This is a genomic window from Streptococcus oralis subsp. tigurinus (assembly GCF_002096275.1).
GTDB classification, from domain to species: domain Bacteria; phylum Bacillota; class Bacilli; order Lactobacillales; family Streptococcaceae; genus Streptococcus; species Streptococcus oralis_CN.
Window position 1 is genome coordinate 556,359 of the sequence record NZ_NCUG01000018.1, and the last position, 23,746, is coordinate 580,104.

Annotated in this window: 9 protein-coding genes and 2 pseudogenes; all 11 read right to left on the reverse strand. The window is 41.0% G+C overall.

Annotated features, from left to right (window positions below; translation table 11 throughout):
• Positions 1-32: 32 nt before the first annotated feature.
• The 11 genes and pseudogenes from pgdA to B7725_RS07930 all read right to left on the reverse strand — a co-directional run bounded on the left by pgdA (position 33) and on the right by B7725_RS07930 (position 23,693).
• Complete coding sequence (gene pgdA / locus B7725_RS07885; RefSeq protein ID WP_084875525.1) at positions 33-1,421, reverse strand: peptidoglycan-N-acetylglucosamine deacetylase PgdA; 1,389 nt, start codon at positions 1,419-1,421, stop codon at positions 33-35.
• Between the two features lie 104 nt (positions 1,422-1,525).
• Positions 1,526-3,253 (reverse strand): septation ring formation regulator EzrA, encoded by a 1,728-nt coding sequence (gene ezrA, locus B7725_RS07890; protein WP_000064792.1) that lies wholly within the window; start codon positions 3,251-3,253, stop codon positions 1,526-1,528.
• 80 nt (positions 3,254-3,333) lie between these two features.
• Positions 3,334-5,280 (reverse strand): DNA topoisomerase (ATP-hydrolyzing) subunit B, encoded by a 1,947-nt coding sequence (gene gyrB / locus B7725_RS07895; protein ID WP_084875527.1) that lies wholly within the window; start codon positions 5,278-5,280, stop codon positions 3,334-3,336.
• 13 nt (positions 5,281-5,293) lie between these two features.
• Positions 5,294-5,857: an HAD-IA family hydrolase gene (locus B7725_RS07900; protein ID WP_007520338.1), complete on the reverse strand. Its 564-nt coding sequence runs from the start codon at positions 5,855-5,857 to the stop codon at positions 5,294-5,296.
• An 84-nt stretch (positions 5,858-5,941) separates the two neighbouring features.
• Positions 5,942-6,496, reverse strand: a complete 555-nt coding sequence (locus B7725_RS07905) for a DJ-1 family glyoxalase III (RefSeq protein ID WP_084875529.1) — start codon at positions 6,494-6,496, stop codon at positions 5,942-5,944.
• 10 nt (positions 6,497-6,506) lie between these two features.
• Complete coding sequence (locus B7725_RS07910) at positions 6,507-7,730, reverse strand: FtsW/RodA/SpoVE family cell cycle protein (RefSeq protein WP_084875531.1); 1,224 nt, start codon at positions 7,728-7,730, stop codon at positions 6,507-6,509.
• A gap of 5 nt (positions 7,731-7,735) precedes the next feature.
• Complete coding sequence (locus B7725_RS07915) at positions 7,736-10,225, reverse strand: bifunctional DnaQ family exonuclease/ATP-dependent helicase (protein ID WP_394335035.1); 2,490 nt, start codon at positions 10,223-10,225, stop codon at positions 7,736-7,738.
• 199 nt (positions 10,226-10,424) lie between these two features.
• Complete coding sequence (locus B7725_RS07920; protein ID WP_084875534.1) at positions 10,425-11,276, reverse strand: NAD(P)H-hydrate dehydratase; 852 nt, start codon at positions 11,274-11,276, stop codon at positions 10,425-10,427.
• A gap of 126 nt (positions 11,277-11,402) precedes the next feature.
• Positions 11,403-16,028: pseudogene (locus B7725_RS07925) on the reverse strand (SIALI-17 repeat-containing surface protein); the annotation flags it as partial.
• 279 nt (positions 16,029-16,307) lie between these two features.
• A pseudogene (locus B7725_RS10225) lies at positions 16,308-16,436 on the reverse strand (YSIRK-type signal peptide-containing protein); the annotation flags it as partial.
• 144 nt (positions 16,437-16,580) lie between these two features.
• Positions 16,581-23,693, reverse strand: a complete 7,113-nt coding sequence (locus tag B7725_RS07930; RefSeq protein WP_084875537.1) for an SIALI-17 repeat-containing surface protein — start codon at positions 23,691-23,693, stop codon at positions 16,581-16,583.
• Positions 23,694-23,746 lie beyond the last annotated feature (53 nt).

Here is a 23,746-nt window from a genome sequence, read left to right on the forward strand (position 1 = left end):
ACCAGTACGCTTGCTCCTTTAGATTTTAACAATTATTGATCACGATCGTAATAGATCTCGTGAGACTTCAAGCGAGAATTGAGCAATTCGGGAACGGTTACAAATGTATACCCTTCACCCTTTAAATACTCAATGACACTTGGTAGGGAATTAACAGAAGGACCATGGATATCATGCATGAGAATGATGGAACCATTACGAACTTGGTGTTGAATTTCTGTCAAAATAGCAGCTTCATTCTTACTCTTCCAGTCTAAACTATCCACATCCCACATGATAAAACTCAAGTCAAGGCTATTTCGAATATCATCAGTAATGGCACCATAAGGTGGGCGCATCAGTTTAGAGCTTGATCCTAAAACTTGAGTCAACAAATCTTCTGTATCAGTGATTTGCTTTTTAGCATCTTCGAGGGATAATTTAGAAAGGATAGGGTGATCCCAGCTATGATTTCCCACAACATGACCTTCCGATTTCATTCGTTTCAGAAGATCTTCATTTCCTGCTATGTTTTTTCCAAGTACAAAGAAGGTTGCCTTTACACCGTACTTAGATAAGGTATCCAAAGCTTGTGGAGTTGTAGTCGGATTTGGACCATCATCAAAGGTCAAGGCAACAACCTTTTTATTTTTCTTAGCAAAGTAAGATTGGTAGAGTTCCGCATCCTTTTCTAATAGATAAGAAGACTCAATGACATCAAAGAAACTGGATATTGGTAAAGCAATTTCTTCAACAGTCTCTCCAGGATTAGCAGGATAAAGGATGATTTGACTATCTTTATAATCAAAACTCCAAGATGCCAAATCCTGATCTGTGAAGCTCTTTATAACTTGATCAATTTTTGCCTGGTCAAGTTTCTTATCTTCTAGAGTTGATTTGATTTGACTCAGTAAGAGTTCCTTAGCCTTGCTTGCATCTTTGAAGAGTTTACTGAGGTCAAAAGCTTTCCCATCTTCAGTCAAGAAAATTTTCCCTAAGGAAGTCTTTTCTTTTTCTTCAACCTTTGCTGCAGACAAATCATAGACTTGCCTACTGATATTACGAGCAACAACTCCCTTAAGGACAGGATCCAGCTGCTCTGTATAATAAAAGACCAGATCCTCTTTATCTTCTAGATTTTCTTTGATATCTTGGTTGATTTTTTCTCTAATAGACGCAATGACCTCCTCTCCTTGCAGAGGGTAGTAGGCAATCACCTCAGCTTGCCCTTTTCGGAAATGGTCCTTCTGACTACCTGAGTTGAATTGCTGGTCCTTTTCGCTTTTTAACGCTTCAATTTTTTGTTCATAAGATTGCTTTTGTAGAACCTTGTAGCCAATGGCACTTCCCAAAAGAATCATAGCGATTCCTAAGATTCCAACAAAGGAAAGCAATATACTTCTCTTTTTATCGTGAGAAACACGGTTCATATTTTTCTTCATATTTCCATCATATCAAATCAAAGCTATTATTTCAATGATAAACAGATAATCTAGCTCCATTTCAAAAAATAAAGAAAAAGCTTAGAATTCTCTAAGCTTCTATTTTAAAAGCGAATTGCTTCACGTGTTTTTTCATATGAAGTCACAAAACGATTTGTAACTCCTGGTTCTGCAACTTCCAAGGCTTGAGAAATCTTCTCAAATGATGCCCGATAGTCAAACTCTTTCTCAAAAATTTCAAGTGCTTCGTTGAAAGCCTCTTGGATGCGTTCATCAAATGAACGGTAGCGATTTGAGTATTGGAGAAGTTGCTCTGTCAAAGTTGCATACTGAACAATGTCATATGTTTCTGTCTCAAGTACTGCCATATCATTCGTTGCAATTTCAAGAATTCGCTTAACAGATTCAATATTAACCTGCGGTTGTTCTAGCTCCGCCATCAAATCTTCAGTGTTATGACTTGCAGTAAAGAAGAGTTTCAAGAAACTTTGAGGGATTCCTGGTAAGTTTCGCTTCTCCATGTAACGTTTGATAGTGTGCAAACGATTCACATAGACATTTGCTTTTTGGCGAGCATTGAGGTCATCTTTTTCAATTTGCGCAAGTCGTTCGCTCACAGAAATTTGCTCATCTTCAATATCTTTGAGATTGCTTTGAAGCATTTCCAACTGTTCTTCAAGAACAGAATAGGCTTGAGCAGATTCTCTTTGGTCCTCTGTTACTTCTAAAATAGCGGTATCAAGTGCAGCTAATTCTTTTTGAAGACGGCGGACATGATTCCCATCACTTTCTGGAAGAAGATAAGTTTTATTTAGGCGTTCAAGATCCTGAACAAGCACCTGGTTATTTTCCTTCAAGTGGTTGAGATAGGTTGGAAGTGTTGAGAGGAGATTCTCAACGACTTTTTGAGCCTCAATTTCATGAGTGAAAATATCATAAAGTGCATTGATTTCTTCTTGAATGCGATTATTTTCATACTCTGCATTGTCCAACTCCAACTGACGAATGTTTTCTTGATTATTCTTCAAAGATTCATGCAAGAGTTGGAAACGTGACTCAATATCTGTTTCAATAAAGTGGTATTTGGCATCCAACAGCTTACGATAGCCCTCTTCCAAATCTGCTAATTGGTCTGGTAATTCCTTTGTCAAGGTTTCAACAAGAGCTGGAATACGATCAACAATATGCGTTAGAGCAAGAATATGATTTTCAGTATCATCTAAGATTGCTGCAGCTTCAACTGGGTCACCTGATGAGTTAAGGGTAACGAATTGAGAGAATTCCGATTGGATATTTTCCAATTGTTTCTCAATCTCAGGAAGAGCTTTCCCATATTTCTCTGAGTCCTCTGCAACCGTATGTTGAAGGGTTTCAAACAAGTCCAAAGCATGTAGGACGCGACCACTGTTCTTAGACTCTTGCTTTTCGAGTTCAGAAAGGGCATTGCGAATAGCTGCAATATCCTCCTCAATCAAACTAATCTGGCTTTCAATTTGATCAATCTTGTGAGCTGCTTTAAAGAAACGGAAAGAATTATTGTAGTTTTCAGCTTCAAAGAGGTGATTTTCGATGTCTGCAAATGAGTTCAGAGATAAATCAACCCATTTTTGATTCCATTCACGAAAGGTTACCTGACTTTGACCAATCAAGTGCATATTTTTAACGGCTTCAACCTCATCATTTACAGGAAGATTGTAGAGTTCTTCTTTTCTTTCTTCAAGCGCCGTTAATCTGCTTACATTACGCTTACGTAGAAAAATGGCTGTTACATAAGCTAAAATCAAAATGATCGCAATCGCAACCATTAGATAAATTAGTTGTCCATTAGACATATCAAACTCCTTTTATACTAGAAACAATCGTAATGATTATATCATATTTTTTAAACCAAGGGAACTATTTCCCACATTTTTTAAACGTCAAGTGTACTGTAAACAGCGTTTTCTTCGATAAATTCGCGACGAGGCTCTACCCGATCGCCCATTAACATATCAAAGATTCTATCTGCTTCAGCAGCATCATCTACTGAAACACGTGCCATCAAGCGATGTTCTGGATCCATGGTTGTTTCCCACAATTGGTGATCATCCATTTCTCCCAGACCTTTATAACGTTGGATGGTGGGCTTTGAGCGCCCTTCACTATGACGTGCTAAGGCTTCTTGGAGTTTAATTTCTTGATCTGTACCTGGCTGGATGTATTCTTTGATCTCACTTCCAACTTTGACCCCATAAATCGGTGGTTGGGCAATATAAACATAACCAGCTTCTAGGATTGGTTTCATGTAGCGGTAAATCAAGGTTAGCAAGAGAGTTCGAATGTGGGCACCATCGACATCGGCATCGGTCATCAAAACGAGTTTTTGGTAACGAGCCTTAGTAACATCAAATTCTGCGCCAAATCCTGTCCCCATGGCTGTGAAGAGACTCCGAATTTCTTCGTTAGCAAGAATTTTATCCATGCTAGCCTTTTCAACGTTCAAGATTTTACCACGAATTGGTAAGATAGCTTGGAACTCACGGTTACGACCAGATTTAGCTGATCCACCAGCCGAGTCTCCTTCGACGATGAAGAGTTCGGTTTCAGCAGGATTATTTGAAGAACAGTCTGCTAGTTTTCCTGGAAGATTGGAAATTTCCAAACCAGATTTCTTGCGAGTGACTTCACGCGCACGCTTGGCAGCCACACGAGCCTTGGCAGCCAAAATTCCTTTTTCCACGATACGCTTGGCAATCTGTGGATTTTCCATGAGAAAATCAGAGAAGGCATCGCTGAAGAGACGATTGGTAATCTTAACTACTTCACTATTGCCCAGCTTTGTCTTGGTTTGCCCTTCAAACTGCGGATTTGGATGCTTGACAGAGATCACAGCAGTCAAACCTTCACGGACATCTTCCCCTGTTAGATTGTCTTCATTGTCTTTTAGTAATTTATTTTTACGAGCATAATCGTTGATAACACGCGTCAGTGCTGTACGGAAACCTTGCTCATGCGTTCCACCTTCATGGGTGTGAATGTTATTGGCGAAACTCATGACATTTTCGTGGTAACCGGTTGTGTACTGCATGGCTACTTCAACAGTAATATCATCCATCTCACCGTCTGTGTAGATTGGTGTGTCAAAGATAACATCCTTGTTCTCGTTGATGTATTCAACATAGCTAGCAATCCCGCCCTCATAATGGTAATGTTTAGTCTGTTCGAGACCTTCACGCTTATCTGTGATGGAGATTCGAAGACCTCGGTTCAAAAAGGCTAGTTCTTGAATACGTTTATTCAATTTGTCAAAATCAAAGGTCGTTGTTTCTGTAAAAATCTCTGGATCCGGTGTGAAGTGAACTGTTGTTCCGGTTCTATCCGTATCTCCAATCACCTCAAGATCAGCAACGACATTCCCACGGTGGTATTCTTGATAATAAATTTTTCCGTTTTTATGAACCCGAACATCTAGTTGAGTTGAGAGGGCATTTACTACTGATGAACCCACACCGTGCAATCCACCTGATACCTTATATCCGCCACCGCCGAACTTTCCTCCAGCGTGAAGAACAGTAAAGACGGTCTCAACAGCAGGACGTCCTGTCTTTTCCTGAATGTCAACAGGGATACCACGTCCATCATCCACAACGGTGATGGAATTATCTGGCTCAATAAGGACTTGGATATGACTGGCAAATCCTGCTAAGGCTTCATCAATTGAATTATCAACGATTTCCCATACTAGATGGTGAAGGCCTTCTTTTGAGGTCGATCCAATATACATACCTGGACGCATACGAACAGCTTCCAGCCCCTCCAAAACTTGAATTTGACTGGCATCATAATCCTGTGCCTGTTGATTTTTGATTTCTTCTGTCATTTTTTCCCTTTTCTTACATGTCTATTGCTTGTCTCAGTGTCGCAACGTTTTTAAAAAGATAGGCATCTAAGCCGGCAGCTTTACCTGCTTCTACATCAATATTTCTGTCTCCAATGACCAAACCGGATGAGATATGATATTTATCACGTAAATAAATCATAGACTCTGGATCTGGTTTCCGTTTGAAACCAGAACTGGCAGTAACGACTTCTGTGAAATAGTCAGCTATCTGAGTCTTTGCAAGAAGTTCTAGCACTTGGTCATTTCGATGAGAGACTAAGAAATGACGGCCACCCTTGTCAGAGATGTCTTTTAGTAACTCTGGAATTCCCTCAAACAAAACTGGGTACTCTAGCTCACGCGCTTCATTCTCTTTGTAGTTTTCTAAAAAATTCTCGATGGCTGGGGCAAACTTCTCAATGGCAAAAGCTGTCGAAACCTTCAAGGCTTCGTAAACACGGTCGTGTTCTTGCTCTATTCCGTATTGGGCTAAGGTCTCTACAAAGGCCGCTGTAGAAGTCTCATAATTATCCAATAGGGTACCACCTAAATCCCATATATAGTCACGATATTTCATACCCTTCATTATACCATTTTTTTACGAAAAAAGCGATGATTTCCTAGATTTTTCCAAGTAAAAAACGAGAGTTTAACCCTCGTTTTACTGTTGATTTTCAAAGACATCTCGATAGAGCATGCCGACTCGTAAACTTTCTGCATCTCCTCCCAACTGCTCTACCAGCTCATAGGCAAAGGCAAGGGCAGTTGACGGTCCTCGGCTAGTTGTCAGATTGCCATCCACAACTACTGTTTCCTTTCGGTAAATTCCGTCACTGATGTTTTCCTGAACACCGTCATAACAGGTAAAGTGCTTGTCTTTCAGGACACCTGCTTGATGGAGGGCGATTGGAGCTGCACAGATAGCTGCAACTTTCTTTCCTGCTTGGTCAAAGGCTTTAATCTGTGAAATGAGGGCTTGATTATCCCGTAGGTGAGCTGAGCCTGGCATACCACCTGGAAGAACTACCAAGTCATAGTCGGACAAATCGCCATCAAAGATACGGTCGGCTTTTACCTGAATGCCATGTGATCCTGTCACCTGCTCTTCAAATCCTACCATATCGCATGAAATGTTTGCTCGACGCAAGACATCAACTACTGTCAAGGCTTCAATTTCTTCAAAACCCTGGGCTAAGATAACTGCTACTTTTGCCATAGTGGCCTCCTTATTTGATTTGTTTTAGGACGACTTTCTTTCGTTTGAATGGAACTTTTCCGCTTTTCTCCTCCGCTAGGTTGGTCTGGTAACTCATAGATAAGAGGAGACCGACACCGATGAGGTTACTAATAATAGCGGAGCCCCCTTGAGAAATGAAAGGCAGAGGAATCCCTGTCAAAGGAAGTAAGCCTGTCACGGCACCGATATTTTCAAAGATATGGAAGAGCAACATCATGATAAATCCAGTCGAAATGTAGGTGTAGAACTGGTTATTTGACCTGAGCGTAATCTTCAACATCCGGTAAATAAGAAGCAAGTACAGGGCAACCACAAAGACTGAACCAATGAAGCCAAAGTCTTCAGCAATTACGGTGAAAATCATATCACTTTCACGTACTGGAATGAGGAGATTGGACACATTGAAACCCTGTCCAAACAAGCCACCACTTCCAATCGCAATTTGCCCCTGCGCCTGTTGGTAAGTCGTTGTTTGCGCAAAGTCAAAGGGATTGAGCCAAGCCAAAATACGGTTGATCTGGTAGGTTGGCATCCCGATCTGATGCAAGAAGGCACGTCCATCCTTGCTTATAAATATGGCCATGAAGCCTGCAACTGCAGTCACTCCTGTCGCAAAAACAGGAATGATAATCTTCCACGAAACTCCTGAAAGAAGAACCATACCGGAAAAAATAGCTACAAAGACCAAGGCAGTCCCTAAGTCACTTTGTAGGGCTAAAAGGACCAGCACTGGGATAGTAAAGCCAATCATCCAAATAATCAACAGGAAATCCAAGGGAATAGTCCGTCGCCATTCCTTGTGTTTTTGAGTGAATTGTACAATGACTCGAGCTAGCATCAAGATATAGGAAATCTTCATGAACTCAGATGGCTGAAAGAGTGTCGTTCCACCAATCGATACCCAGTTCTTGGCACCTGTTGACGCTACAAGATTCGGATTGTAGAAAACAAGAGGGAGGACCATCAAAGCTAGCCCTAGACCATAAAGATAAGGAGTCACCTTCCATAAAAACTCAGTATTGAAGAACATGACCACAAAACCAATGACAAGGCCCAAGGAAATCCAAGCGATTTGCTGGCCTAGTATTGGTAACACATTATTTGGATAGTCATGACTAACTGCTATATAAATGGCCACTACTCCAATCACCAGTAAACAAAACACTGGTAGAAGGAGGCTATAATCGACTCGAGAGTCGAAGGAACGTTTCATATTTTTTACCTTTTCTCTTTCTTGGATTTTTCTTTCATTCTATTGCGACGGGATTGGAGAAAATCAGCTACAGCAGGCTCTAGCTGTTCTCTAGAAAGAACCTGAACAGCCCTTTCTTTTGACAAGGTCTGGGCGATTTGTTTGCCGTAGCGCTTGCTGACAACACGACTGTCTAAGATTACAGCAACCGAACCTTGGTCAGGTCGTCTAACAGTACGACCAAAGGCTTGCTTTAGCCGAATGATAGCCATCGGTAACTGATAATCATAGAAAGGATTTTTCCCTTCTTGACGTAGTTCTTGGTTTAACTTTTTGGTTAACGGCTCTTGGGGATTTTGGAAAGGCAATCTCGGAATCACTTGAAGTACAAATGGATGGGTTGAAAAATCAACTCCTTCCCAGAAACTACCTGTTCCAAGTAAGATCTGTCGTTCACCTTTTTCAAAACGTTTTTTCAGTTGGCTTGGTTCCCCATTTTTATATTGAGCTAGATGCGGTTGGTCGATCAGGCCCGAAACTGCCAGTAACATCTCTTTTGAGGTAAACAAAACCAATAAGGGTTCTTGAAAAGTTTGTAAACTTCGAATGACAGAAGCCACTTCACTCGCATAGTCAAAAGGTGAAACTTCTGTCACAAGAGGAAAGTCATTGATTAAAAAGACTTCTTGTTGCTCCTGCTTTGCTACATCAAGCTTAACAAGCGGAGCATCTGGAAATCCCAATAAATCTGCTAAGGAAACCCGATTGCTGATTTCAAGAGTGGCCGATACTCCTAGGAGCCTACAATCTTCTGGCAATAAATCTGCTAGTATAAAGCGGCCTTTTTTACTTGAACAAATCAGGACATCCTTGCTCGATTTCTCTGCTGGAGCAAGCCAAAATTCACGGTCCGCCGTAAAAAAGTTTGCAAGCTCTCTATACTCTGGAAGAGCTAGCTCCGAAAAATGTTGGCGCAACTGTTCGAGAGAATCCAACCACTTTCCATTCTTAAGACCCGACTGATACTGGTCCATCGAGTAACGACATTCAAAGCCGATACTCTCAAGCAAGCGTTTCTGAACCAAATCTTCCTCTGTCTCTAAGGACTTATCAAGCTGGGTTACAAGTTCCTCAAGTCGATAAGCCTGCTGGGCCAGATTTTCAAGAGCTAGTAGCATTTTTTGAGCTTCATCCAAGATCACCAATCGGTTGTCGACAAACTCGGGATTGTCTTCCAAACGAGTAACCAGATAGGCATGATTGGTCAGAAGAACACGACTGGTCTTGGCCTTGTCCTGCCCTCGTTTCCAAAAATCTTCTGTAGCAAATAAACTTTTCTTTGAAAGCTTGCCATCGTGGACTAGTTCTGGCAGAAAATGCTGATAGCGATAAAGCTGCCCGATTTCATCCAAGTCACCTGTCTCTGTCTCTGTTAGCCAGATGAGCAGTTGCATTTTAAAGCGTGTGAAAAGGCGATTGGACTCCGGTCGATGGAGAACTCGGTGAAAGGCATCCAGTTTTAAATAATTTTGAGGACCCTTGAGACTATGAATTTCCAGATGGAAGACCTCTTTTAAGCGCTGACCTTCTTCTTGCATGATTTGATTTTGAAGAATTTTGGTCGGAACACTCACTAAGATACCTGCTTGACTCTCCAAGTTCAAAGCTGGGAGGAGATAACCATAAGTCTTGCCCAGTCCCGTTTGAGCTTGGATAAAGGAAGTCTGGTCTTCTTCCAATAATTGCTCAATCTTCTCCGCAAATTCCAACTGTTGCGGACGCTCCTCCAGCCCCAATAAAGAAATATTTTTAGCAAAATCTTTGGATAACTTTCGTGGGACTAAGGCTTTGCTTTCCTTTCTGAGGAAAAGCCCATGAAGCTCCATCAAGTCTGGCGAAGATAAGAGCGATTGTTGCTGATAGACCTCCTCAATCACCAGATAACTTTCATAGAGAAGGTTGTCTGCAAGGTTTAATAAGCTTTCTAAGAGCCCTTTAGGTAGCTCAAAAAGTTTTTGACGCATGTAAAGCAAGAGTTCAGCTGTTGCCTGAGCATCTGACAGAGCAGTATGGGCATGTTCCAGCTCAATGCCCAACTCTTGACAAAGGATACCTAAGTTATACTTTTCAAACTGAGGATACAAAACTTGGGCAAGCTCAACTGTATCCACCCGCGGTGTGCGCAATTCATATCCTTCAAAAAAGAGAAATTCTGCAAGAAGGTTGGCATCAAACTGTACATTGTGCGCAACAAAAATACCGTCCTTAACCAATTCAAAAATTTTTCCAGCCACCTGAGAAAACTCTGGTGCCGCAGCCAAACGCTGATCGGTCAGACCCGTTAATTCTTTGATATGAGAATCCAAGGGTTCGTGGGGATTGACATCAGTCGCATACTGATCGATGATTTCACCATTCTCAATCACCACAATGCCTACTTGAATAATTTTTGCCTTGCTTCCGGTGCTGGTCGCCTCTAAATCAACGACCACATACCGATCATTTCTCGCATTCATCATTAAAAATTATATCAAAAAAAGCATGATTTGACACCCCTCAACTTTGATAACAATCTCGCTTCCCTTTTGAGTTTGAGTAAAAATCAAGACCTTAAAAGTGAGAATTCCTCGTAAGTTCAGCAGTTTGTCGCTGGTTCTGAGGTATTTGAAAACCTTATTAACAAAGCTACATCAACATAAAAAGACAACCAAGGTATTAGCTGCCTTTTTGAGATATTTTTTTCATTGTTTTCGGAAGAGCTTTACTAATTTCTGTTGGCAAGACAAGATAGTTTTCTTGAGCAAGTTCTTGCGCGATAGCTGAATGAAGGTGAGTCGCTACCACCACTCTCTCATAGAGGCTGACTTGGTCAAACTGACCTGTAAATCCTGCAATCATCCCAGCCAGTGTATCTCCCATTCCACCAGTTGCTTGATAGGGGCCTCCAACCTGTAACTGATAATATTCAGACTGACCAGCTTGCCAGATACGAGTTGCTGGACCTTTCTCGACTAAAATCGTTCCTTGAGGAAAAGCTGAAAGAGCCCTAGCAGTCGTCTCTGTATTTTGATGGTCAAGAACTATACCAGACAGTCTTTCCCATTCCTTTTGGTGGGGAGTTAGGATGAGCTGACTGGAAGGAAGTGGTAACTGGCCTTTTGCTAAGATGCCCAAAGCACCACCATCTACAATCAAAATCTGGTCACTTCTGAGGTTGTTAAAAACCCATTTTACGAGTTCTTCTCCGAATGCATCCTCTCGCAAACCCGGACCTAACAAGACAACCTCTGCCTTTTCTAACTGTTCTTTTAACAATTGCTGGTCTTGAAGAGAAAATGCCATGGCCTCAGGTAAATGACTGTGCAGAGCCGGAATGTTCTCCTTATCCGTGCCAACAGTCACCAACCCTGCACCACTTTTGACAGCTGCCAAGGCAGCCATGATGATGGCTCCACCATAAGGATAGGTCCCACCAAGCAAGAGCAGACGGCCATAGTCTCCTTTATGACTGGTACGAGAACGTTCAATAATGACTTTTTCTAATAAAGTTTGATCAATCACTTTCATCGTTTTTTCCCTCTCTATTCATTATACTATAAAGTTTATTGACCTTGCATCTTAAACATAAATCTCTTCCTTCATATAGAAAAAGAGAGGACAAAGCCCCTCTACGAAATATCTCTTTTTTCAAAGTCAATTAATTTCTTTTTTACTTTTTGCGACAAAGATAGCAGATAGAGCTAGTCCAACACTTGCCAAGAAAATAGCTGTTTCTGACTGTTTCTCACCAGTTTCTGGCAATCTCTTGTCTTCTTTGGCAATTTGAACTGGTGCTCCTGAAGTCTGAGTTTTTTCTAACGAACTTAGCTTGAACTCTGGTTTCTCTACTGTCGGTGCTGCCTGGTCGCCTACTGTTGATAAGGGACCTGTGTAAGCTGGGAGCTCATGTTTAAAGGCCATAACGGAGTTGACTCCGCCCTGGAACTCAGGTTTCTCTACCATTGGAGCAGCTTGGTCACCTACTGTTGCTAGCGGGCCTGTGTATTCTGGCAATTCATGCACTAGAGCCATCACTGCATTGACGCCACCCTTGAACTCAGGTTTCTCTACTGTTGGAGCAGCTTGATCACCTACTGTCGCTACTGGGCCTGTGTACTCTGGAAGTTCATGTATTAGGGCTTCAACTGCATTGACACCACCTGTGAATTCAGGAACCTCAAGAACGGGTGCTGGCTCTTCGCCCTCGCTTGACTGAACCGGTTCTTCTGTTAATTCTTGATGGAAGCTTGCCAATTCATAAAACTCAGCCTTGCCACCTTCCCAGGCTAATTTGACATCTAGAAGAGTGCCACCATTTCGGATAGCGAAGGTTTGGAGACTAGATGTAATGGCACCGAGGTCTGTCCAACTGTCTTGACCATCCTTGAGTGTTCTAGCAAGAACACGTGCCTTAGCTCCTTCAGGAAGACTGGAAACGAGACGAAGGTGGTTGGCATTGGTTGGCTCAGATAAGTGATACACCAATTCGCCCTTGTCTTTTTCAGACTTGTAGCTGGTCAAGACTTTTCCGTCTACAAGATTATTATAAAGGTTGCCCTGGCTTTCTCCACCGTTTCCTTCTACTGTTGGATCATTGATTGGTTTGACAAATTCACCATCGTTGATGACCAATTCTGTAAAGCCTACAAAACGGGCATCATAGTCTGCTGTATAGAGGACACGGAGATAGTTAGCTTTAACTGGTGTCGTCAATTCACCCTCGATGTAGCGATTTCCTGGCATCTTAGAATCGTGTGTCCAACCATCTGTCAATGAATCATCGTGTTGGCTGTTGGCCACACCATCTCCCACTGTCACAACATCTGTCCAAGTTTTACCATCTTGGCTGACTTGGATCTTACCATCACGAAGATAGTTTTGAGTTCCGTCTTGGATGTAGGCTCTGATCTTCTTGATGGTGCGTTCGCTGCCAAGTTTCAATGTTACATGACCATCTTTACGAGCATAGTCTGAAAACTCAACGAAGTTGTTATAAACACCATCAAACAGTTGATCTAGGTTGTTCAGCTTACGAACATCATTGCTTCCGTATGTTGGATGAATGCCCATAGTTGTAGATTCTAGTTTGGTTGGTTGCACTTCTTTGGTTGTCACAAGGAGAGAAGTGGCTGTCACAGCTTGTTCCTGATCTGTTTTATTGACCAGACGAACATAACGTACCAAGTGGCTCACCACAGATCTGTCTGTCAACTGGCTAGCCGGCGTCCATTCTTGCGCATTTGCAGAGTACTCTAGAGTAAGAGCTGGATTGGCCTGACCTTGGAGCTGGATGCTCTTGATCTGATGGATACGGTCAAGTTTCATACCTAGATAGCTATTTGCAGGAAGTTTAGTTCCAGCTGGAATTTGAAGTTCATAATGTCCCAAGCTATCCACTACCGGCGTTTCCTTCAAGGCATCGACGTTGGTGTCTGTTAAGTCAAAATTTGGACTATCGACATCTACTGTAAATTCCGCAATTCTCCACCACTTATTTAAGGTTTGTGTATTGCGAATGCGAACAAAACGAGTTGTAAATTCTTTCACAATATCAGAAGTTCGTTGCCCTGATAAATTTTGAAGCGTTGTCCAATTTGTACCATCTGCAGAATATTCGATGACACCAGATGCTAGTTTGTCTCGTTCCCCTTGCATCAGATGAACTCGTTTTACTTTGTGCAGCCCACCTAAGTCCATTTTTACCCAGGCTTGCGCTGGTGTGACATTAGTCTGATCAACATGTGCCATCATGGATTCTGTGTTTTCTCGACCATCTTGCATCTGAACAACACTTGTTCCATATTTGTAAACAAGGTTTGGACTTAAACTAATAGTGCCCCTAACCTTCCTACTACCCAATTCTAGGGGTCTGTTAACAGCAATTTCACGCATGGCAAGCCAAGCATTATCCTTCTTAGCTGTTGCTATCATACGAACAGCTTGAGCTGTGATATCGAGGTCATTAAATTCCAGAATACGTTCTCTACCAGTATAAGCGGGGCTCGTTATGGCTATCCATTCTCCATGTTCATTTTGATATTCAACAAGAGCATTACTAAAGGTATAATTATCGGCCGTATTAGTACTCGTAGCGAAACCTAATTTGTGTATTTTAATTGCCTTATTAAAGCGCAAGCCTACATAATCGCCTCTCTCAATCACAATGGTTGTTTTGGCAATCACATGTGTATCAAAGTCACCATCTGTGACTTCTTTCAATCCGCCTTCTATTCCAGCACGATTCGTAATAAATGTTGTCACAAGTTTATCTGGATTCAACATTGCTTGGATATGTAAGGCTAAGTATTCTTTGAGATTATTGATAAATGGTCGAATATGTTGGACACCAAATTCTGCGTATTCATAATGGTCAACGTAAAAGAAGGCATACTTAACTGACTGGTCATAATGTTTGACTCCGGCCTGATAATACTCCCACACCTTGGCATCATTCTTTTCAGTAAGACCTTCTGTAGCTGTTAGGAAAGCTTCAAGCGCGTTCATTTGATCTACTGTATTCTCTAACCAATAGTGAATTTGTTCGATTAATTTCTGATCACCTTTTTCTTTAAGTAATAGAGCATTGGCTTTCAAACCAGCAAAAATTTCCCTCAACTCTTTTCTTTCAGTATCCAGATTTTGACCAGATTTGAGTTTGTTATAGAATTCTGTCAATTTTGGAGCCAATTCTACAGACTCTTCTAATTTAGTGACATGGGGAGGTCTATTTTGATTGCGCATGTGTTTTCCGAGTTCTCGAAAAGCCTTCGAAACACTGCTTTCTTCAAAATGATCATTAACTACATAGTTAAAGGCCATATCGTTGATTTGTTCTGCTTCTTCTACACTTCTCCATTGTTTCCATCCATACTGAGCCATATCAAAAAGTGCCACTTTAGATGCTTCAGATTGTTGCATTGGATTTAGCATAATTCCTTGTGCAAGTGATAAATCAACATTTGGATGTAAGAATTTTTCACCACCTCCAAGAATTAGGTGGGGTTTTGTATTATCATTACATGGCCAGTTAATCCAGAACTGAATTGGACGGTAAGTCTTACCACCTTCTGTTAAATTTTTCTTTAAGTTCGTTAAGAATGTTTGGTCAACAGCCCCCCAGACCTTTCCACCAGTAAGAGTTAAATGGACATTTTCAGGAAGATGTTCATTCAAGGTTCGAAGTTCAGCTTCAGTTCCTTGCCCCATGTACCAGGCAGGAACAAAAATCATATCTTTACGGAGACCACTGTATGTTGTTTGTTTTTCAGTCAACCAATTTGTGATATCCTTCATCAAGCGAACATAACTATGGTAACCACCAACTGGGCTTGGTGCATCATCTGCAAGCACGCCAAATTCACGCACTCCCACGTCCAACAACTGAGTAAACTTAGCCTTTATGGTTGCAAGATCAGCCTGGTAATGCGCTTCATTGCCAAAGCGGATACGATTGTTCATAAATGGATGGATGGTCCAAACATAACGTGTTTTCGTTTGATTACCGACACGTGCAAGTTCTCGGATTTCAGCCAGTTTTTCTTCTGGGTAAAGTTCACGCCATTTCTTATTGTGGTATGGATCATCTTTTGGTGCGAAATAGTATTGAGTTAACTTCAATTCACTTCCATAACGCATCAATTCTTTACGATTTTCATTAGACCATGGATTTCCATAGTAACCTTCGATAAACCCACGGTTCTTGATTTCAGTGTAATCTTCCACTGTCACATTGCGAAGGACTGGCACTTGACTTTCCTTGAGCATATGTTTCAAGGTTGTCAAACCATAAAAGACCGCATCTGTGTCTTTTCCGACGATGGAGATATAGTTGTCCTTGATGGTCAGAGCATAAGCATCAATTTTGTCAAAGAGACCTGCGGAAACCTTGGACAAGTTTTGTTCTGCTTGTGAACCTTGTCCATGCACTCCAAGATAGATATTAGTTGCGTCAGAAACGGTCGTTGTACTAATTTTGTAAGATACTTGATTGTCCTGCAAAACGCTCTTCAAGCGATTGCGAGTATAGATATCGAGTTGATCGCCCATTACCAGATTGACTTGCTTACGAAGGGCTGTGACACCTTCTCCATAAGTCACTTTTTGTGGAGTTGGAAAGACCTTGTACTCTTTTTTGAGATAGTCTGAGCTCTTGCTGGCAGCTTCAATACTGGCTTCGCTAGCTGGTTTGCTTGCTGTAAATTGATTGGCCAATTCAACTGTTCCATCACCTGTTTGCTCTACTTTTGGAGTTTCAGGTGTAATTGGTTGACTAGGTTTAGCGATTTCTTTATCATTTTGTCCTCCACTCATGGCTTCAGACGGATTTGTTTCATTCTCTGGAATTCTAGGTGCTTCAGCTGGTTTAAGATTATTTGTCGAATCAGTAGAACCAATCGTTCCTGTAGTTTCTCCATTTCCAACTGTCGAGCTAGCTTCCTTCCCAGCATTTTCTTCTGCTTTCTTCAAAACTGCTGCAAGTTCATCAGGTAACTTTTCCAATGGCTGAGCTTGAGTTATAGTTCCCTCTTTATCTCCTACATTACCTGTTTCTGCTGCCTCTACTAAATTAACACCAAAGATACTGGCACCAATCATAATAGAAGCTACTCCAATAGCGAATTTACGAATACTGTAATGACAACGTTTATTGAAAAAATTTTTATCCATCTTTATCTTATCTCCTTTCATCCAAACACGAAAGTAAACGATTCCATTTTTACTAGTAAAGACGGAGAGGCCTAATCGGTCCTCTCCATCTCTTCAACTCATTTATCGATGTGATTTTTTATCATCGACTAAGCTATACCAATAGGATAGCATTAGACGCACAAACTAATCCTCTTTTCGTTTTGCAGTTAATAGGGCTGCTGACAAGGCCAAGCTAACACCTGCCAAGAAAATGGCTGTTTCAGATTCTCCCTCACCTGTTTCTGGTAATCTATTTTGCTCTTCTTTTACTACTGAAACATTTGGTTTTATAGTCTGGTCATGAGCTAATAGCTCTACTGGATAATCTGGTTTTTCAAGAACAGGCGCTTCCTCATTTCCTACCGTGGCTAGAACACCATGATACTCTGGAAGTTTATGTTCTAGAGCCATTACAGCATTAACGCCACCCTTAAATTCAGGTTTCTCAACGCTTGGTGCCGCTTGATCTCCTACAGTAGCAAGAGTTCCTGTGTATTCTGGAACTTCGTTTACTGCTGCTTCTACAAAGTTAGCACCTCCTTTGAATTCTGGAACTTCATTGACTGGAGCTAGCTCCTCGCCTTTACTACTTGAAATAGATGCTTTCACTCCTACTTCAACAATGCGATCCTGAGCCTTTCTTTCTTCAGAATGAACAAGACTTCTAGTAGTACCCAAAACTTGAATATAGTCAACTTTTTCTCCATCTTGTCCTTCAGAAACGATACGACGTTGACCTTGAGCAAGTTCAGGGTTTTCACGAATAACTTCTTTAAACGGAAGCGGAGTCTTTTCAATTTCCAAACTTGGAGTTTCTGCTACTAAATTCTTAACGCCTTCTGTTGGTGTTGTTTGGAAGGTAGACTTAAAGTGTAAACGATATTCTTTCACCAGATTTCCATCTTTGGAAACAAGACGAACCAGTGTTGGAAGATTGGCATTTCCAGAATCCACAACTGTAACTACTCCATGTCCACTAGTTGTTGCAGTGACTTTTGGTTTTGAACCCATTGTTGTTAGAGTGTAATCTGTCACATTTGGATCAAAGTTTTCCAATGCTTTTCCGTCGATCGAAATAGTCGCTGATGGTGTTTCCACTTCTAATCCCTTGCCTGCAGAGTAGGCTGTAAATTCTACAAGTGCAAGACCATTGGTGGTAGCCTTACGAGTCATGCGCGCACGAATAGCTGTCGTTTGAACCGGTTCAAAGTTAAACTCGATTGGTTTACCAGCTACTAATTCTCCAGAAGCTTTGTAAGAAATTGGTGCCCAATTTTCTGCCTTGTTAAATGGATGATCGGCATTTTCTTCGTAACGAGAAATCGTACTTGGTTCTGTAAAAGCAGGACCAATATATCTTTCTAGAACCATTTTCTCTGGAGCATCTGTGCCACTATCTTTAAAGAACTGAATGGCTACTTTCCCAATAGATTGAGAAGCAATTTTTCCATCCTTCTTAAAGAGTAATCCAACAGAAGTTTCTTGATTTTTCGGAGTACGAGACCAGTTTGTCCAACGTCCATCTTCATTGTATTTTCCATCATTGATATAGAAAATTCGATCATGTGAAGCTGCTTGAGTATCGTTCGTTGTCGAAGCAAAGGCTTTAGAATCAGTTTCATTGTTGCTTGGATTTTCTGAAATGACTTGATTGCCTTTAGCAACAACTGTCACCTGCATTTTAGTCGTTAGATTTGTACCAATGACATGACCGGTAACTTCAAATGTTCCCTCATGCTCTGTCGCATGTTCAGGAATAGCATCCCACTTCACTGCAAGTTTATCTGTAGTCCAATTAGTTGAAGTTGGATAATAAACACTTACTTCTGAAGGAAGTTGAAGATTGTCTCCAACATTCAAGATTTTAGCACTGTTTTCTGCAGCAAGAGGTTGACTAGTTTCTCTCTCATCATTGCGGAAAATTCGATATTCTTTCAACACCGTACCATCTTCTGCTTTCAAGATAAGACGTGTTGCACCTTTTGGACTTGTTGCAGGAACAACTGTTACCAAACCATTATTGCTAGCTGTTGCTGTGATTTCTTTGCTAGATTGAGGAATATAGTAATCTGTCTTAGATGGATTAAAATGTTCAAGATCCTTGCCATCTACCTTGATAGAAATCTCTGAACTTGTTTCACTTAAGACCTTGTTTCCAAGCACAGTTAGCTCTGTCAGACCAACACCTGATGTTCCATCTGCTTTCTTCATACGAATACGAACAGCGTAGGTTTCGACCTTGTCAAATGTGAAGTGATTGGTTTGAGTTGCAGACAGCTGACTTGGAGCATGTAAGTTTTCAACTGCTTTCCAATTGTCTGGATTATTAAATGGATGATTGCTATCTCGTTGCGCATGACTGACATCACTTGGTAAATCTGGAATTTCTTTACCTACATAATATTCAACTACATATTCTTTTGGAAGACCAATTGCTCCATCAGTATAGAAATCAACCGACAAATTGTTGACAAAACGCTTCGTCAAGTCTCCTGAATTACCAAATAAGATAGAAGCCCAGTCATTATCAGTATTTGTTCTCCAAGTAGTCCATCTATTTTTAGCATCTGATGGCGTTCTTGATACAGTCAAATCGTTCAAGGTGTTGGCTGTGTCATCTCCTCCTGTATTGGATACAATGGCAGCTGGTAATTGTGAACCTGTCCATTGTTTAGAGATATTATTTCCAGCAACCACTTGACTAGACACTCGAACATGAGCTTTAGTTGTCAGATTGCTACCTACTAAACGACCATTGATTTCATAGACCCCTTCAGTTTGACTAAAGTTGGCTGGAACCTGATCCCAAACAACATCTTTATAGATAGTTGTTCCGTTAGAATGGTAAGCCCGAACATTAGCTGGCAATTGAACCGTCTCACCCTTAGGTACTGTGAGACTGATTTCCTCTGCAACTTGCAATCCTTCAACCGTTACAGTCGCTTGAGCTTCAATATCTGTGCCTTCCACATGTCCTTTAAGCGTAAAGCTATGATAGTGCCCCAACTCTTTTTCATCTACCTTATCCCAAGCTACAGATACTTTGCGTGGCAAGCCCTTATCAAATTCTGCTCCAACTTCTTTAGGTAGATTCGGTTGCTGATTGATATCTGTAGAAACAGACACAGGATGAAGTTTCACAATCTTCTTGCTGACTTTATTTTCTTTAATCACCACTTCAGTGGTTACAGATTCTGTTTTCTCTGTTTGATTATCGATTCGAGGTGTCAAAGTCACTCTTCCCTTAGTATAGAGCAATAGATTCTGACCATTCACCTCAAGATGTCCCCCATCAGATGATTTAGCTTCTAAGTGAATATCTGAAGCCGAAAACTCTGTTTGTGAACCATCCTCATAACGACCAATGACGTGATAAGTTAATACTTGATCTTCAGTGGCAGTTTCTTTTCCTTCTACAACCACTTCCAAACGTTTCAAAGCAGGAGCTTCCTTCACAAACTGAATTAAGTAAGTTTGAACCAAGTCACCCTTTTGGTCACTCAAGAAGACAGAAGCCTGATAACCATTATCAGCAGAAACTTGCTGAACAGTTACTTGATATCCGGTAGTCTGAGCTCCAACACTTGGAATAGTTGCAGTGTAAGGAAGGGATACACGGTAATAGGTCTTGCCAGACTCAAAATTCTCAAGAGCTTTACCCCCAACAGTAAGTCCTGTAATGCTACTTGTTGTTTCCTTACTACTTGCGATAAAGGTTGCAGTCACTTCACGGTCGTCATCTACCAATTTACCAGTAGCCTCCGTACGTCCACCTTCCTTGTTCAAAGCAGCAGGGTCTTTCAAGGTCCAAGAAACAACATCAGTATCAATCAAGCTACCATCTGTCAGAACAGCTGTGACCGTTTTATCCAAATCAGCCGCATTCGTTCCAACTGGGACTGTAGCAACTTTTGGTAACCATCTATCTAAAGCAATCACTTTAACAAGTGCCTCAGCTTTAGTTTCTAAACCTTCTACACGTCCAGATACTTTTTTCTCACCTGCGCTTGTAAGCAAGTCAGATGGCATTTCCCAAGTTACAGTCTTTTCCTCAACACTACCGTCACTATAAATAGCTGTTACTGTTTGAGGTAATTCAGGATTTGTCGTCACATCAGTTGTTGCTTTTACAGGAGCAAAGGCTACAAAGTGACGATTTTCTTTCTTACCAGACACCGTTGCGACCGTTGCGCTATCAGATGTCAAACCAGCAGAATCTGCATAAAGAGTAAATTTACCTTCTTTTTCTGTTGATTTTACAATGACAACCCCTTTACCATTGAAAGCACGTCTTTGCCATGTTCCATCTGCTTGAGCTTTGTAGCGTTCACGACTAGCTTGTTCTCCATTATCCACACCAACGATTTGTCCCTGACCATGAAGATTGAAATGAACAAGATTGTTAGCTGTAGGAACCACATTACCATCGCCATCAACAATTTCATAATGGATGTAGGATAGGTCCTTTCCATCTGCAGTGATAACATGCTCTTCTTTAGTCAGACGAACTCTTGCTGGCTCCCCAGCAGTTGTCACACTATCACGCGCAATTTCGTTGCCATTTTCATCTCGAGCAATCGCAGTCAGTGTGCCTGGTTGGTATTTCACAAGCCACTCAAGATACAATTCACTTGGTTTAGCTCCCTCATGATATGGACGTCCATCTTCTGTCCTTTTCTTAGTAAATTCCTTTTTACCAAGCGACTCTCCATTTAAGAACAATTCGACGCTTGCAGCATTTGAGAAGGTACGAACCGGAACCTTTCCATCAATCAGCATCTTGCGATCCTTAAGGGTCTCTTCAGTCCAGTTCCAATGTGGTAAAATGCGAACAGTTGGCTTTTCTTTAGCACTATACCATTCACTACGGTAAAGGTAGAAATCATTCTTTGGTAAACCAGCTGTATCAATAATACCAAAGTAAGAGCTCTTGACAGGTGTACTATCTTGGTTATGCCATGGAGTCGGTTCTCCAATATAGTCAATTCCTGTCCAGATAAATTGTCCAGCATAGCCAGCACGATCACGGTCAAAAGTCCATGATTCAGTAGCTGTTCTTCCCCATCCAACACGGTCATTACCATAGTCAGATTGTTCATAGTGACGATTTGGACGATTGTCATGTCCAAGGATTTGAGCAGGGTTATAATAAGAATCACGCGTCCTAGTAGCTGAAGAGGTTTCAGAACCATAAATGAGCCAGTCTGGATGCGCTCTACGAACAGCATCATAATTACGTTCACCATAGTTCATACCGACAGCATCCATAATTTCTGCGAGTTTCAAGAAATCACCTGTCGCTGCACGACTAAATTTGTTTTCCCCCATGGTTACATAACGCTCAGTATCAATCGCTTTGATAACTGCCTTCAAGCGTTTAGCAGTTTCGATAGAACGAGGACTACCATTTGCCTCCTCTACTTCATTTCCAAGAGACCACATGACGATAGACGGATTGTTCTTATCACGTTCTACCATTGTTCTGAGATCAAAATCAGACCACTTCTCACCCTTCTTAGCCTCCGGATGAGTTGCATCTTGATCAAAGAACCGTCCATAGTCGTAAGTCTTCTTGCCACCATACCAAGTATCAAAAGCTTCCTCTTGAACCAAAAGACCTAAACTAGCTGCAGCATCAAGCAACTGAGGACTCGCTGGATTGTGGGTTGTTCGAATAGAGTTAACCCCCATATCTTTCAAGAGTTTTAATTTACGATAGGTAGCCTTATAATTCTCTTCTGCCCCCAAGGCTCCATTGTCATGGTGAATACTTACTCCGTGGAATTTCATGCGTTCACCATTCAGAGAGAAACCTTCCTTAGCAGTCCAATTGAAATAACGGTAACCAAATGTATCTTCTGTTACATCAACTAGTTGACCTTCTTTATAAACCTTTGTTTTCAACACATACAGTTGAGGATGATAACTTTTTGTCGTCCAAAGAGTTGGTTTATTAACTAGGATTGTTTGTCTGAAATCTGCAGTTTCATTTTCTGCTAAATTCTTCGTTTCAGAGCGGACTAATTCTGAAACAACCTTACCTTCCTTAGTAAAAATTTGTTGTTCCACAAAGACTTTAGCAGCCTTCTTATCCGTATTTTTAATCTTACTTTGAACCTGTGTTTCAACATTCCCTTCTTTTTGCTCAGCAAGTTTTGGAGTAGTGATATGATTACCATTTTCGGCAACATGGACTTTATCACGATAACTAAGGGTTACATCACGATAAATCCCACTTCCTGAATACCAACGACTACTTGGTTGCTTATTGGTCACTTGAACAGTAATTGAATTTTCACTACCATCCTTGTTTAAAAAATCTGTGATATCATATGAAAAATGATTATAGCCACTTGGATAATGTCCGACAAATTTACCATTTACATAGACCTTTGAATCCATGTAAACCCCATCAAAATTGATACGAACATCCTTATTCTTGTCTGCTTCGTCTAATATGAAAGTCTTACGATACCAAGCTGTTCCACCATTTAACTGCCCACCTTCATTACGAGCGGGAGACTTGTGATCAAAGTCAAAATAAATACTCCAATCATGAGGAAGATTCAATTTAGACCAATCATGAACATCCACATCTTTTTTTGAAAAATCTCCTTGGGCATTTAGTTTAAAATACCAATCTTTATTAAAATCTTGTTTTCGTTCCGATAATAGCTGTTTTTCCTTTTCAACTTCGGCTTTGTTTGACTCTCTAGACAGCACTTGCGATTTTTCAGAAGAAGGTTTAATCTCTGTGTCTGCTTTCACTTGGTCCTTTTCAGAAGTTTTTTTAGAATCCTCTTTCACTTCTGTTCCAGCTGTTACTGCAGATTCAACAGGCTTTGGATTTGCCTCTTCAGATTTCTGTTTGTTATCAGCCTTGTTTCCTTCTTCTACTTTATTTGGAGTTTCCCCTTTAGGACTAACCAATTCACGACTACTCTCGTTAGTAGGTGTAGTAGGTTCTGTATCCTTAGTCACTTTGTCTTCTGCCGATTCAGCTTTTGGTTTTACAAACTCACGCCCACCATTCTCATCAGCCTTTGCAATAGCAGCTACCACATCATCGGGAAGCTTATCTAAAGGTTGAGCTTGATGAACAGTTGTTTCTTCTGTTTTAGCATTGGATGAATCCACCTCATCAGCTTGTACAGCAGAAATACCAAATATACTAGCTCCAATCATTACAGATGCCGCACCTATTGCAAATTTACGAATGCTATAATGACAACGTTTATCAAAAAGTCTTTTGTTCATTAAAATCCTCATTTCTTTTTCTTGATACAAAGTAAGCGTTTACTTTATTTTAA